This window comes from Massilia sp. AB1, from assembly GCF_018119385.1.
In the GTDB taxonomy this organism is placed as follows: domain Bacteria; phylum Pseudomonadota; class Gammaproteobacteria; order Burkholderiales; family Burkholderiaceae_D; genus Telluria.
This window is the reverse complement of the sequence record NZ_JAGKSG010000038.1, coordinates 1-12,345: the sequence shown is the minus strand read 5'-3', so window position 1 is coordinate 12,345 and position 12,345 is coordinate 1. Positions and strand designations below refer to the sequence as shown.

Annotated in this window: 13 protein-coding genes; 7 read left to right on the top strand and 6 right to left on the bottom strand. The window is 66.2% G+C overall.

What is annotated here, in order from left to right:
* The first annotated feature begins 69 nt into the window (after positions 1-69).
* From J8847_RS18610 to J8847_RS18600, 3 genes are all read left to right on the top strand, one after another.
* Entirely contained in the window at positions 70-1,140 is a 1,071-nt protein-coding gene (locus J8847_RS18610) for a GTP-binding protein (protein ID WP_211526206.1), read from the top strand.
* 189 nt (positions 1,141-1,329) lie between these two features.
* Positions 1,330-1,779: an RNA polymerase-binding protein DksA gene (gene dksA / locus J8847_RS18605; protein ID WP_211522146.1), complete on the top strand. Its 450-nt coding sequence runs from the start codon at positions 1,330-1,332 to the stop codon at positions 1,777-1,779.
* 196 nt (positions 1,780-1,975) lie between these two features.
* The gene (locus tag J8847_RS18600) at positions 1,976-3,244 is read left to right on the top strand and encodes an STAS domain-containing protein (RefSeq protein WP_211526205.1); all 1,269 of its coding nucleotides are present in this window, start codon (positions 1,976-1,978) and stop codon (positions 3,242-3,244) included.
* A gap of 6 nt (positions 3,245-3,250) precedes the next feature.
* On the opposite strand, the gene J8847_RS18595 is transcribed toward J8847_RS18600, so the two are convergent.
* Positions 3,251-4,510 (bottom strand): type II toxin-antitoxin system HipA family toxin, encoded by a 1,260-nt coding sequence (locus tag J8847_RS18595; protein ID WP_211526204.1) that lies wholly within the window; start codon positions 4,508-4,510, stop codon positions 3,251-3,253.
* Positions 4,494-4,769 carry a helix-turn-helix transcriptional regulator gene (locus J8847_RS18590; protein ID WP_267875468.1) on the bottom strand — a complete coding sequence of 92 codons (276 nt, stop codon included), beginning with the start codon at positions 4,767-4,769 and terminating at the stop codon, positions 4,494-4,496. Before J8847_RS18590 ends, J8847_RS18595 begins: the two co-directional genes overlap by 17 nt.
* Positions 4,770-5,105: 336 nt before the next feature.
* Between J8847_RS18590 and hslV the strand changes: the two genes are divergently transcribed.
* The 3 genes from hslV to J8847_RS18575 are packed head-to-tail and all read left to right on the top strand — an operon-like array spanning position 5,106 to position 7,215.
* A complete protein-coding gene (gene hslV, locus J8847_RS18585) occupies positions 5,106-5,642 on the top strand; it encodes an ATP-dependent protease subunit HslV (protein ID WP_211526202.1) in 537 nt (178 codons plus the stop codon).
* 14 nt (positions 5,643-5,656) lie between these two features.
* The gene (gene hslU, locus J8847_RS18580) at positions 5,657-6,994 is read left to right on the top strand and encodes an ATP-dependent protease ATPase subunit HslU (protein WP_211526234.1); all 1,338 of its coding nucleotides are present in this window, start codon (positions 5,657-5,659) and stop codon (positions 6,992-6,994) included.
* Positions 6,995-7,011: 17 nt separating this feature from the next.
* Positions 7,012-7,215, top strand: a complete 204-nt coding sequence (locus J8847_RS18575; RefSeq protein WP_211526201.1) for a hypothetical protein — start codon at positions 7,012-7,014, stop codon at positions 7,213-7,215.
* Positions 7,216-7,291: 76 nt separating this feature from the next.
* Here J8847_RS18575 and J8847_RS18570 read toward each other — a convergent pair whose 3' ends face one another.
* Complete coding sequence (locus J8847_RS18570; protein WP_211526200.1) at positions 7,292-7,840, bottom strand: hypothetical protein; 549 nt, start codon at positions 7,838-7,840, stop codon at positions 7,292-7,294.
* A gap of 122 nt (positions 7,841-7,962) precedes the next feature.
* Between J8847_RS18570 and J8847_RS18565 the strand changes: the two genes are divergently transcribed.
* The gene (locus tag J8847_RS18565) at positions 7,963-8,694 is read left to right on the top strand and encodes a helix-turn-helix transcriptional regulator (RefSeq protein ID WP_211526199.1); all 732 of its coding nucleotides are present in this window, start codon (positions 7,963-7,965) and stop codon (positions 8,692-8,694) included.
* A gap of 160 nt (positions 8,695-8,854) precedes the next feature.
* On the opposite strand, the gene J8847_RS18560 is transcribed toward J8847_RS18565, so the two are convergent.
* The 3 genes from J8847_RS18560 to gspE are packed head-to-tail and all read right to left on the bottom strand — an operon-like array spanning position 8,855 to position 12,255.
* Positions 8,855-9,589 (bottom strand): hypothetical protein, encoded by a 735-nt coding sequence (locus J8847_RS18560; protein ID WP_211526198.1) that lies wholly within the window; start codon positions 9,587-9,589, stop codon positions 8,855-8,857.
* 13 nt (positions 9,590-9,602) lie between these two features.
* The gene (gene gspF / locus J8847_RS18555; RefSeq protein WP_211526197.1) at positions 9,603-10,823 is read right to left on the bottom strand and encodes a type II secretion system inner membrane protein GspF; all 1,221 of its coding nucleotides are present in this window, start codon (positions 10,821-10,823) and stop codon (positions 9,603-9,605) included.
* Between the two features lie 10 nt (positions 10,824-10,833).
* Entirely contained in the window at positions 10,834-12,255 is a 1,422-nt protein-coding gene (gene gspE / locus J8847_RS18550) for a type II secretion system ATPase GspE (protein ID WP_211526196.1), read from the bottom strand.
* Positions 12,256-12,345 lie beyond the last annotated feature (90 nt).

Sequence of the window (12,345 nt, the reverse complement as noted above, 5' to 3'; positions counted from 1 at the left end):
TGCAAGAATTGCGGCATAATCCCCCGATTCTCCTGTCCCATCCCGGACCCATCTGAACGAGTAGCGAACATGGACCTGATCCCAAGCACCATCCTGACCGGCTTCCTCGGCGCGGGCAAAACCACCCTGCTCAACCGCATCCTGCAGGAAGAGCACGGCATGAAGATCGCCGTCATCGAGAACGAGTTTGGCCAGGAGAGCATCGACAACGAAATCCTGGTGCGCGACACCACCGAGCAGATCATCGAGATGAACAACGGCTGCATCTGCTGCACCGTGCGCGGCGACCTGGTCGAGGGCCTGACCAAGCTGGCGCAGAAGCGCGCCGCCGGCGAAATCAGTTTCGACCGCGTGGTGATCGAAACCACCGGCCTGGCCAACCCGGGCCCGGTGGCCCAGACCTTCTTCGTGGACGAGGAAGTGGGCGCTAACTACCTGCTCGACGCCGTGGTCACCGTGGTCGATGCGCGCCACGCGATGGACCAGCTGGACCAGCACGAGGAAGCCCAGCGCCAGGTCGGTTTCGCCGACAAGATCCTGCTGTCGAAGACCGACCTGGTCGATGCGGCCGCAGTGGACGCGCTCAAGACGCGCCTGCACCGCATGAATCCGCGCGCGCCGATCTCGACCAGCGACTTCGGCCGGGCGCCGATCTCGGACGTGCTCGACCTGCGCGGCTTCAACCTGAACGACAAGCTGGAACTCGACCCCGACTTCCTGCGCGTGGAAGAAGGCCATGATCACGACCATGACCATGAGCACGATCACGACCACGCCCACTGCGGCCACGATCACGCCCACGGCGAGGCATGTTCCCACGATCACCATCATTCCCACCACACCGACGACATCGCCGCCTTCGTGTTCAAGAGCGATCGCGCCTTCGACCCCGAGCGCCTGGAACAGTTCCTGGGCAGCCTGGTGCAGGTCTTCGGCCCGCAGATGCTGCGCTACAAGGGCGTGCTGCGCATGCAGGGCGTCGACCGCAAGGTGGTGTTCCAGGGCGTGCACCAGATCATGGGCAGCGACGTGGGACCGAAGTGGGGCCAAAATGAGACGCCGGCGAGCAAAATGGTGTTTATTGGCAAAAATTTACCAAAAGACGTTTTTATCCGCGGTCTCGAACAATGTTTGGTATAAACTACATCAGTTTTACTGGCATGCCCGGGCCTGTCTGAACCCTGCCTCGACAGTGTGAAGGGCACCCCGGAGAGAAGGGATGGCGCCCCGACGCCATCAAGGCAGCTGCTCCCCCGCGCACTCCAGCCGCAACGGGTGTCACGGCTGAGCAAGCTGATACAATGAAACCTCTGTCGTATCGAAGGCATCATGACTAAAACAACGAAACCGAATACCGCCCAACCCGAAGAACGCCTCCTGACGGAAGAAGAGATTCGGGCGATGAGCGACGACGACTACATGAATCCGGCCCAGCTGGCCTTCTTCAAGAACCGCCTGCAGGAGCTCGAGAAGGAACTGCTGAAAAACGCCGGAGAGACCACCGAACACCTGCGCGAAACCGTGCTGGTGCCGGACCCGGCCGACCGGGCGACCATCGAGGAAGAACACGCCCTGGAACTGCGCACCCGCGACCGCGAGCGCAAGCTGCTCAAGAAGGTCCAGCAGTCGCTGCAGGCCATCGAGGCCGGCGAGTACGGCTGGTGCGAAGAAACCGGCGAGCCGATCGGCATCCCGCGCCTGATCGCCCGTCCGACCGCTACCCTGTCGCTGGAAGCCCAGCAGCGCCGCGAGCTCAAGCAGAAGCTCTACGGCGACTGACACGCTTGCCACTCCACGAAAAAAGCATGCGCTTCACCCCGCATGCTTTTTTTGTTTGCACGGCTCACTTACCATCCGTGCATACTTTTTATTTCCCATCGGATACACTACCAGCCGCCGCGTGTGCGCAGCACGCTGGCGCCCGGACCGTGCTACCGTTTTGCACGGACGGGCTGGCTGAAGGACAACGGTGAGCATGGGGCTTTTCTCCTTCCTCAAGAGAAAGAACGACGACGCGGGCGCAGGCCTCCTGATGCCCGAGACCCGGCTGCGCGCCGGCGAGCCGTCGCGCCTGGACACCGAGGCCGAGCGCGAGCGCCAGCGCGAAATAGCACGCGCCACCGCCGCCAAGATCGACGAGATCGAGCTGGAAATGACCTCCAGCATCTTCAACGACGAGCCCGACTGGGGCAGCGGCGCGCGCCGTCCGGCCGCCGCCATCCCGGTTGCGCCCCCTGAACCGGAGGAAGTACCGGAACCGGCCGCCCTGCCCGCCACCGCCCCGGCGGTCGAGGAAAGCGCCATCCTGTACGCCAACGGCCAGGCCGTGCTGGCCGAACAGCTGCTGCGCGACAGCCTGGCGAGCCTGGGCCGCCACGAGCGCCTGCCGTGGTGGATGCTGTTCGACCTCTACCAGGCCACCGGCCGCGAACAGGATTTCGAGAGCGTCGCGATCGACTATGCCAGCCACTTCGAGACCTCGCCACCCGCCTGGCAGCCGCTGCTGCCGGCGCCGGATGCGGGAGGATCGGGAGGGCCAGCCCCGGCCGTGGCCGCCGCCGAAGCCTTCTGCGCGGTGCTGGACGCCAGCGTGGCGCCGCGCCTGGCGCGCCTGCTGGCAAGCAAGGCGCCGCTGGTGCGGCTCGACTTCGGCGCGCTGCGCAGCGCCGATGAAGAGGGCTGCGCGCGCCTGCTGGCGGCGCTGCAGTCCCTGCGCGCCGGCGGGCGCGAACTGGTGCTGGCCGGCGCCGACACGCTGCTGACGGTGCTGCGCCCGATGCTGGCCATCGGCGCGCGCGAGGCCAGCCAGGCGCCCTGGCTGCTGCTGCTCGAACTGCTGCTCCTGACCCATCGCGAGAAGGATTTCGAAGAAGCGGCGATGGACTATTGCGTCACCTTCGAGGTGTCGCCGCCCTCCTTCGAAGCGCCGCAGCATGTGTCCACCGCCGCGCCCGCGGCGGCCGGCGGCGACCGCTACATGCTGCCGGCGGTGCTGGCCGGCGAAGCCCTGCCCCTGTTCGAGGCCATCGACGCCTATGCGGCCGGGCGCGACACCCTGGTGCTGGACTGCTCGCGCCTGGCGCGCATGGACTACGCCTGCGCCAGCGCCCTGCAGGCGCGCCTGCGCGTCCACCTCGAGGCCGGCAAGCGGGTCGAGCTGCGCGAACTGAACCACCTCGTCGCCACCCTGCTGCGCCTGCTCGGCGCCGAAGCAGGCCTCAAGCTCTACCCGCACCGCTACTGAAGCCGCTCAATGCCCTGCGGCTTCGATTCTCAGGAGCTCCAGGTTAGTTCGAAGACGCTCGGCCATTTCGCCCTGCCACTTCTCGTCGAGCAAAGGCTGAACAAGATCGAATCCCGCCTCGATCCGCTGGAGCAGCTTCTCAAGGTAGTCGGATGCATCCACCTGGTTGAGCAATCCGAAGCGGTGGGCATCGGCCAGCACCGCTTCACGCGAGATGTCGAAACGCCCCAGGGAAAGCTGCATGTGCAGGCGCTTCGGCGTCTCGACCGGATTGGGAACCACATCGAAGGCCGGCGCGAGGCGCCAGCGCCGTTCCTGCGCGTGGTAGACGACGGCATGGTTTCGAACGTGGTCATCGTCGTTGCCGCAGACCGCATTGAACACCATGCGTCCAAACAGTTCGAGACGGTCTTCCGGCGGCGCACCGATCCGTTTCAATTCCTCGGCAAGGCGCGGATAGCTCCAGCGCTCTGTTTGCCTGAGATCGTCCGGATATTCGGCCTGGAGCAGCGACGCCGCGCTGACGCACATATGGCGCTGCCGTCCGCTCCGGTCGAAGCGCAGGACGCGCAGCGCACTGCGTCCCCCGGCCGACGGGTGGAAAACGGTGGGCGCGAAACGCAGGCCGCTTTCCGCACCCCACCGCTGGCCGGCATGCTCGAGCCGCGGAATATCGTCGACGTCCGTCGCAATCTCGGGCTTGACCAGCCAGTACTGTCCCTCGTCTCCCTGGACGGTCGCTTTCGGCCGGGCGCCGCCGACGCTGGCGGTCTGCACCAGGCGGGCGCGCAGCGCCGTGCGCACTGCGGGTCTGCGCTCCGCCAGGGCGACCAGCTCCACCACCACCTGGTCGAGCTTGGGCAAGGTCGGACTGTCGAGCTTCGTGCCGGGAAACTTCACGCTGGTTCCCACGGCAAGCGCGCCCCAGCGATCGAGATTGCTGGCTCTCAGCAAATACTGCAAGGGGGGCGCATTCCCGGGCAGGTTGTACTCGCGGCGCAGCAAGGCTTGTCCCCAGGCATCCGGGCAAGCGTCGCGCAGCACATCGTGCAAGCCGCGGTAGCGCGTGGCGGCAAAATCCTGCCCAGGCAGGAAGGGAAGATTGACCGGATCGATCGTCCACGCCAGGCCGGCCTCGGCATACGAGGGAGCGTACTTGAACAAGCCTTCTTCCGGCCTGTCCGCCTTGTACCTGCCGACCGTGACCCATTCGCCCGTATCGGGACGCTGGAGATAGACATAGAGCGGCTTAGAAATACTCTGCATCGTCCTCGCCCTTTTCGTGCTTGCTCAGCTTGACGCGCTGTCCCTGGCTGCGCTGCCACAGCTCCGGGACCAGGGGCGGAATCGCCTGGTCGGCCACACCCAGGGTCAGCAGAGCGCTCAGGTAGGCGCCCACACCCGCGCTCGGGTCGCCCTGCTCCAGGCGGCGCAGCGTTGTCCTCGACACGCCCAGACGCGTGCAGAGGTCGGCGGCTGTAATGCGTTGCTGCAAGCGTTGCGCATGGATGCACTTTCCCCACATGGCAAGGCGTTCCTGCACCAGGGTAGGCCACATTTCAGCAGTCAGAATACGCTTTGGCATAGGATTTCACGCGTTCATAGATAAGGCATTATAGCAAATAAGGTATTCTCTATGAATCTCAAGATAACATTCAATGGTCTATAGAGGATACTTTATCATTTATAATGTATCTTCTATAGCTCATTTAAGATCAGTGTCGTGCAGACGCCCAGGTGCGTCTTCCGGCAATGCCGAAACCAGCGTTCCAAACAGGTTCGCGAGATTAATGTCGAGCTCATCTTGCAATTCAATGCACGGCCCCCACCTGCGGCTTGCTAGACAACCACGAGGTCAAACATGGAACAATTTCACGGCACCACCATCGTCAGTGTCAGGCGCGGCAGCCAGGTCGCGCTGGGCGGCGATGGCCAGGTCACGCTCGGCAACGTCGTCATGAAGGGCTCGGCCCGCAAGGTACGCAAGCTGTACCAGGGCAAGGTCCTGTGCGGCTTCGCCGGCGGCACCGCCGATGCCTTCACCCTGCTCGACCGCTTCGAAGCCAAGCTCGAGAAACACCAGGGCAATCTGCTGCGCGCCTCGGTCGAACTGGCCAAGGACTGGCGCACCGACCGCGTGCTGCGCCGCCTGGAAGCGATGCTGCTGGTGGCCGACAAGGAGTCGACCCTGATCATCACCGGCAACGGCGACGTGCTGGAGCCGGAAGACGGCATCGGCGCGATCGGCTCGGGCGGCGTGTACGCCCAGTCCGCGGCCAAGGCCCTGTACGAGAACACCGACCTGCCGCCCGCCGAAGTGGTCAAGAAAGCCCTGACCATCGCGGGCGAACTGTGCATCTATACGAACCTGTCCCACATCATCGAAACCCTGGATTGAGAATGGCCGCCACCATGAACATGACCCCACCCGAAATCGTCTCCGAACTGGACAAGCATGTGGTCGGCCAGGGCAAGGCCAAGCGCGCGGTCGCGATCGCACTGCGCAACCGCTGGCGCCGCCAGCAGGTCGAGGAACCGCTGCGCCACGAGATCACGCCGAAGAACATCCTCATGATCGGCCCGACCGGCGTCGGCAAGACCGAGATCGCGCGCCGCCTGGCCAAGCTGGCCGACGCGCCCTTCATCAAGATCGAGGCGACCAAGTTCACCGAGGTCGGCTACGTCGGCCGCGACGTCGACACCATCATCCGCGACCTGATCGACATCGGCGTCAAGCAGACCCGCGCCAGCGAGCAGAAAAAGGTGCGCCAGCGCGCCGAGGACGCGGCCGAAGACCGCATCATCGACATCCTGGTGCCGCCGGCGCGCGACTTCGGCTTCAACGTCAACCACACCGACGACAGCAAGGAAGGCGACGCCACCCGCCAGACCTTCCGCAAGCGCCTGCGCGAAGGTTCGCTGGACGACCGCGAGATCGAGATCGAAGTGGCCGACGCCATGCCGCAGATGGAAATCATGGCGCCGCCCGGCATGGAAGAAATGACCGAGCAGATCAAGTCGATGTTCGCCGGCGTCGGCAACGCGCGCAAGAAGGCGCGCAAGATGAAGATCAAGGAAGCGATGAAGCTGCTGGTCGAGGAGGAAGCCGCCAAGCTGGTCAACGAGGACGAGCTGAAGCAGAAGGCGATCGCCAACGTCGAGCAGAACGGCATCGTGTTCCTGGACGAGATCGACAAGATCGCCACCCGTTCCGAGCACGGCGGCGCCGACGTCTCGCGCGCCGGCGTGCAGCGCGACCTGCTGCCGCTGGTCGAGGGCACCACGGTGAACACCAAGTACGGCATGATCCGCACCGACCACATCCTGTTCATCGCTTCGGGCGCCTTCCACCTGTCCAAGCCCTCGGACCTGATTCCGGAGCTGCAGGGCCGCTTCCCGATCCGCGTCGAGCTGGAGTCGCTGTCGATCGAGGACTTCAAGAGCATCCTGACCTCGACCGACGCCAGCCTGACCAAGCAGTACGAGGCCCTGCTGGCGACCGAGGGCGTGAAGGTCGAGTTCCTGGACGAAGGCATCCACCGCCTGGCCGAGATCGCGTTCTCGGTCAACGAGCGCACCGAGAACATCGGCGCGCGCCGCCTGTACACGGTGATGGAAAAGCTGCTCGAAGAAATCTCGTTCAGCGCCGGCCTTGAGAAAGACCAGGTGGTGCGCATCGATGCGGCCTACGTCAACGAACGGCTCGACAAGCTCGCGGTTAACGAAGACCTGTCGCGCTACGTGTTGTAATCCCTTAGGAGGCCCGCATGGCGAACAAGGCACTGGCGACCCGGCAAAAGATGCGCCTGCGGGTCGAACCCTCGCAGAACTTCGGCAAGCCGCGCAATCCGATCGCGGCCCTGGCCAAGGCGCGTGCGGCCGGACCGCACGCCAAGCCGCTCTCGAGCGAGCGGCAGGAGGCCAAGCGGGCCCTCAAGAAAGTCAAACTGGTCGCGGACGAGGACGAATAAGCAGCGTCCTGCGGCACAACCGAGTCTCCTCTTGCGGGCGCCACGTGTGCCCGCTTTTTTTGGGCCGGCCGCCGGCCTATTCACCCCCGGCATTGCGCGGACGCCCGGTCCGGACCTGATGGCGGGTGCGCAGCGCGCGCCACCAGCCCAGCAAGACCATCACCAGCAGGGCTTCCATGGCGACCAGCATGCAGCACAAGATACCCAGCCCCGTGCGCGTCTGCGTGAACATCCAGTCGCCCAGGGCGCTGCGTCCCTCGAAGTCCGGTCCCGGCAGCACCAGGGGAAAAGCCATGAACAGCAGCGCGGTCCAGCCCCATGCCAGGAAGTTGAAGGATGTGCGGCCGCGATCGAGATCGGCGACCTGCAGGTGCCAGTAGGCATAGGACAGCCCGGCAGGCAGGGACAGCGGCAGGGACAGGGCCAGCATCGCGTAGCTCAGCTGGGGCCATGCCGACGCGGCCGCGTATTCGCCCATGTAGGGAAACCAGGCGCTGACACTGCCGGCGATCCGTCCCAGGAAGGGGAAACGGCCGATCGCGTCCGCCGGCAGCAGGTGGGCGGCCAGCAAGACGAGCGCCATCGGAATCAACAGGGACAGGGTACGGCAGCGACGGGGATGCATGGCAGCGTTCATGGCGGCGGAGCCCGCATCTTAGCGCAAGCCGGCAGCCAGCTCCGGCGGCGTCTTGCCCGCGGCACGCTTCGCCTGTACAGTCGGCGCATGAGCAACCATCACCTTCTTCCATGAGCTCCCCCGACCTGGTCCTCGACGTCCTGCGCGCCCAGCTGCGCGCGGCGGGCATCACCTACAAGACGCTGGCCGAGCGGATCGGCGTGAGCGAATCGAGCGTCAAGCGCATGTTCGGGCAGAAGGACATGGCCTTGTCGCGCCTGGCGCAGATCTGCCAGGCCACCGGCATCGCCATGGAGGACGTGCTGCGCGGCGCACTGGAAGCACGGCCGCAGTCCGATGCGCTGACCCTGCCGCAGGAAACCTCGCTGGTGGCCAATCCGCGCCTGCTGCTGGTGGCGATCTGCTGCCTCGGCCACTGGAGCCTGGAACAGATCGTCGAGACCTACCGCTTGACCGAACCGGAATGCATCAAGCTGCTCGCGGAACTCGACCGGCTGGGCGTGATCGAATTGAAGCCGCTCAACCGCTACACGCTCAGGGTGTCGAATGCCTTCCGCTGGCTGCCGGACGGGCCGGTGCAGCGTTATTTCCGCGAGCATGTCGTGGCGGATTATTTTTCGGGCGGCTTCGACGGCGCGGGCGAGACCTTGCTGTGCCTGCCGGCGCGGCTGTCGAGCGCGAGTGCACAGGAGATCGCCCAGAAGATCGGGCAGCTGGCCGGGGAACTGGCGAGGCTGCACAAGAACGACCGCAGGCTGCCGCAGGAGGAGCGGGATGGGTTTACGCTGCTGGTGGGGTTCAGGTCGTGGGAATTGGCGGCGTTTACAGCATTAAGACGATAAGGATTTGTGCTCGCCAGCCAGTTACATCGTTAGCCGTAAACCGTCGTTCCGGCGAAGGCCGGAACGACGGCGCATAGTGTGCGGGCATAGAAAAGGACTCACGCAGCTCAAGCGCCCTGACAAACATCTTACGTCTTGCCTGCTTGCAGCGCTCCTACCATTACTGCGTCGTCGAATTCTGCCCCACCGGGCTATTGACCGACCGCGTAGGCGGCGCCATCTGCACCTGGTTCGGCGGCGGCGGCGGCGGTATCGCGCCCGGGTCGGCATCCGGCCCCTGGGCCGCCCCCAGGTCCGGCTGGGGCTCCTGGTTCGGCTGCGCCACGCCTTGCCCTGGCGCCGCGCCGCGTGCGTAATTCTCCGGCGTCGGTGCAGCCTGCATGGCCGGCGGGGCGCTGACCACGCCCGGCGCGGTCTGCGGCTCGATACCGGGCGCCGGTGCGGCGGCCACAGGCATCTGCACAGGCGGCGGTGGCGGCGCGGAGCCGCCGCCGGCCGGCCTGGTGTCGGTCGCCAGTTCCACGCGCTTCATGACGCCGCCCTCGGACAGCATCACGTACTTGGCATGCACTTCCTGCACCACCACGCCCGGCGCGATTTCGCGGCCGATGCGCACCGCCACCGGCGGCGCGCCGTCGGCCACGATGATGACCGCGCTGTTGGGACCGGCCGATACCACGCCGGTCAGCTGGAAATTCGAGATGGCCGCCACCGAGGGCTGGCCGCCGAACAGGGTCGCGGCGGCGTCCGGGCCTGGTTCGGCCTGGGCCGTGACCGGGGCCGCGGCCAGCGGCCGCTGCTCGGGCTTGTACAGCTGCAGCACCCAGTAGGCGATCGAGGCCGCCAGCAGGATCAGGGCGAGCAGGCTGAGAAGAAGGGGCAAACGCTTGTTCATGGTGTCCTTCGCTTCAACGCACCAGCTGGTTGATTTCAATGATCGGCATCAGGACCGCGAGCACGATCAGCAGCACGACCAGGCCCATCGCCAGGATCAGCACGGGCTCGAGCAGGCCGGCGATGGTGAGCGTGCGGCGTTCGAGGTCGGCCTGCTGGGAATTCGCGGCGCGCTCCAGCATGGCCGGGAGTTCGCCGGTGACTTCGCCGGCGCGGATCATGTGCACCAGCATCGGCGGGAAATGCTTCTGCACCGACAGCGCCCGCGCCAGGCTCACGCCTTCGCGCACGCTCGCGGTCGCCTGTTCCACCAGTTCGCGCATCGCCACATTGGACAAGGTGTCGCGGCTGGTGTCGAGCGCGCGCAGGATCGGCACGCCCGATCCGGTGGTGATCGCCAGGGTGCTGGCGAAGCGCGCGGTGTTCAGGCTGCGCTCGAACTTGCCGTAGATCGGCGCATTCAGCAGCCAGGTATGCCAGCGCCGCTTGAGGTCGGGATTGCGCAGCGCGCGCCGCCACATCCAGAAGGCGCCGATGATCAGGATCGCGACGTAGATGCCGTAGGCGCGCACGAAGTCCGAGATCGCCAGCATCATGACGGTCAGGAAGGGCAGCTTCTGCTTGGTGTTGGCGAACACCGAGACGATTTGCGGCACCACGTAGGTGAGCAGGAAGATCACGATCGCGAAGGCCACCACGGTCACGATCGCCGGGTAGGTGAACGCCAGGCGCACTTTCTGCACCAGGGCGTTGCGGCGCTCGATGTAGTCCGCCAGGCGCGACAGCACGCGCGACAGCTGGCCGATCTGTTCGCCCGAGGACACCAGGCCGCGGTAGATCTCGGCGAAGTCGCGCGGGTGGTGCGACAGCGCCGTCGAGAAGGCCGCGCCGCCCATCACTTCGGCGCGGATCGAGGCGATCAAGTCGCGCATGTAGGGACGCTCGGACTGCTCCAGCAGGGCCGTGAAGGCCTGCTCCAGCGGCAGCCCGGCTTCCAGCAGGCTGGCCAGCTGGCGCGTGAACAAGGCCAGCTCGACCTGCGACAGGCGCTCGCCGAAACCGCGCGAGCGGGTGGCGCCGCTTTCGTCGACCTGGGCCGCGATCGCTTCCACGCTCAGCGGCGTCAAGCCCTGGGTGCGCAGGTCGGCGCGCGCGGCGCGCGGGCTATCGGCGTTGACCACGCCCTTGCGGGTGGCGCCGCCCGGATCGACGGCTTCGTAACGGAAAGCAGGCATGGCTTGGTCCCTAGTCCTTCACCACGCGCAGCAGCTCGGCGCGGGTGGTGGTGCCGTCCGCCACCCAGCGCTCGCCGTCCTCGCGCATGGTGCGCATGCCGCTCTGGATCGCGGCGCTGCGGATCTCGGCTTCGGAAGCCTGGTTGTGGATCTGCGAGCGGATCTGCTCGGTCGTTTCGAGCAGCTCGTACACGCCGACCCGGCCGTGGTAGCCGGTGTGGCCGCAGCGCTCGCAGCCGACCGGGTGCCAGGCCTGGCCATCGAAGGTCTTGCACTGCGAGCACAGCTTGCGCACCAGGCGCTGGGCCATCACGCCGATCAGGGAGGACGACAGCAGGAAGGGCTCGATGCCCATGTCCAGCAGGCGCGTCACGGCGGCGGCGGCGTCGTTGGTGTGCAGGGTCGCCAGCACCAGGTGGCCGGTGAGCGAGGCCTGGACCGCGATCTGCGCCGTTTCCAGGTCGCGGATCTCGCCGATCATGATCACGTCCGGGTCCTGGCGCAGGATGGCGCGCAGGGCCTTGGCGAAGGTCATGTCGATGCGGGCGTTGACCTGGGTCTGGCCGATGCCGTTGAGGTCGTATTCGATCGGGTCTTCCACCGTCATGATGTTGGTGGTCGACGCGTTCAGGCGCGACAGCGCCGCGTACAGGGTGGTGGTCTTGCCGGAACCGGTCGGGCCGGTGACCAGCACGATGCCGTGCGGCTGGTTGATCAGGCTGTCGAACTGCGGCAGCATGTCCGGGCTCATGCCCAGGTGGCCGAGGTCGAGGCGCCCGGCTTCCTTGTCCAGCAGACGCAGCACGGCGCGTTCGCCGTGGCCGGTCGGCAGGGTCGAGACGCGCACGTCGACCGGCTTGCCGCCCACCCGCAGGGTGATGCGGCCGTCCTGCGGCAGGCGCTTCTCGGCGATGTCGAGCTGCGACATGATCTTGATACGCGAGATCAGCGACGCGTGGATGGCCTTCTTGGGCCGCACGATGTCGCGCAGCGCGCCGTCGACGCGGAAGCGCACCACCGAGGTCTGCTCGAAGGGCTCGATGTGGATATCGGAGGCGCCTTCGCGCAGCGACTGGGTGAGCAGCGCATTGATCATGCGGATCACCGGCGCGTCGTCCGAGGATTCGAGCAGGTCTTCGATGGCCGGCACGTCCTGCAGCAGCTTGGTCAGGTCGAGGTCGGCGTCGAACTCGTCGGCGACTTGCGAGGCGTCGCCGCCCGCGCCGGCATAGGCGCTGGCGATGGCGTCGTCGAGCTCGCCGCGCTCGAGGCGGCGCAGGGTGATGCGCCCGAAACGGCGCGACACTTCGGCGATCGCGGCGGGCGAGGTGGCGCTGGAGACCAGCACTTCCACGCTCTGCCCCGGTTCGTCGCCGCCGCGCGCCAGCACGACGTGGTCGCGTGCGAAGGCGTAAGGCAACAGATTGTTCATGATGGTGTCACTTCCCGTTCGGTGGCGTCACCGGGCGAAACTGGGACGCGGGCGCGGCCGGCTGGGCCGGAGCCTGGCCCGGCTGTCCGG

Coding starts and splice junctions, on each gene's coding strand:
- J8847_RS18610 (WP_211526206.1), top strand. CDS start 70: ATGGACCTGATCCCAAGCACCATCCTGACCGGCTTCCTCGGCGCGGGC.
- dksA (WP_211522146.1), top strand. CDS start 1,330: ATGACTAAAACAACGAAACCGAATACCGCCCAACCCGAAGAACGCCTC.
- J8847_RS18600 (WP_211526205.1), top strand. CDS start 1,976: ATGGGGCTTTTCTCCTTCCTCAAGAGAAAGAACGACGACGCGGGCGCA.
- J8847_RS18595 (WP_211526204.1), bottom strand. CDS start 4,510: ATGCAGAGTATTTCTAAGCCGCTCTATGTCTATCTCCAGCGTCCCGAT.
- J8847_RS18590 (WP_267875468.1), bottom strand. CDS start 4,769: ATGTGGGGAAAGTGCATCCATGCGCAACGCTTGCAGCAACGCATTACA.
- hslV (WP_211526202.1), top strand. CDS start 5,106: ATGGAACAATTTCACGGCACCACCATCGTCAGTGTCAGGCGCGGCAGC.
- hslU (WP_211526234.1), top strand. CDS start 5,657: ATGAACATGACCCCACCCGAAATCGTCTCCGAACTGGACAAGCATGTG.
- J8847_RS18575 (WP_211526201.1), top strand. CDS start 7,012: ATGGCGAACAAGGCACTGGCGACCCGGCAAAAGATGCGCCTGCGGGTC.
- J8847_RS18570 (WP_211526200.1), bottom strand. CDS start 7,840: ATGCATCCCCGTCGCTGCCGTACCCTGTCCCTGTTGATTCCGATGGCG.
- J8847_RS18565 (WP_211526199.1), top strand. CDS start 7,963: ATGAGCTCCCCCGACCTGGTCCTCGACGTCCTGCGCGCCCAGCTGCGC.
- J8847_RS18560 (WP_211526198.1), bottom strand. CDS start 9,589: ATGAACAAGCGTTTGCCCCTTCTTCTCAGCCTGCTCGCCCTGATCCTG.
- gspF (WP_211526197.1), bottom strand. CDS start 10,823: ATGCCTGCTTTCCGTTACGAAGCCGTCGATCCGGGCGGCGCCACCCGC.
- gspE (WP_211526196.1), bottom strand. CDS start 12,255: ATGAACAATCTGTTGCCTTACGCCTTCGCACGCGACCACGTCGTGCTG.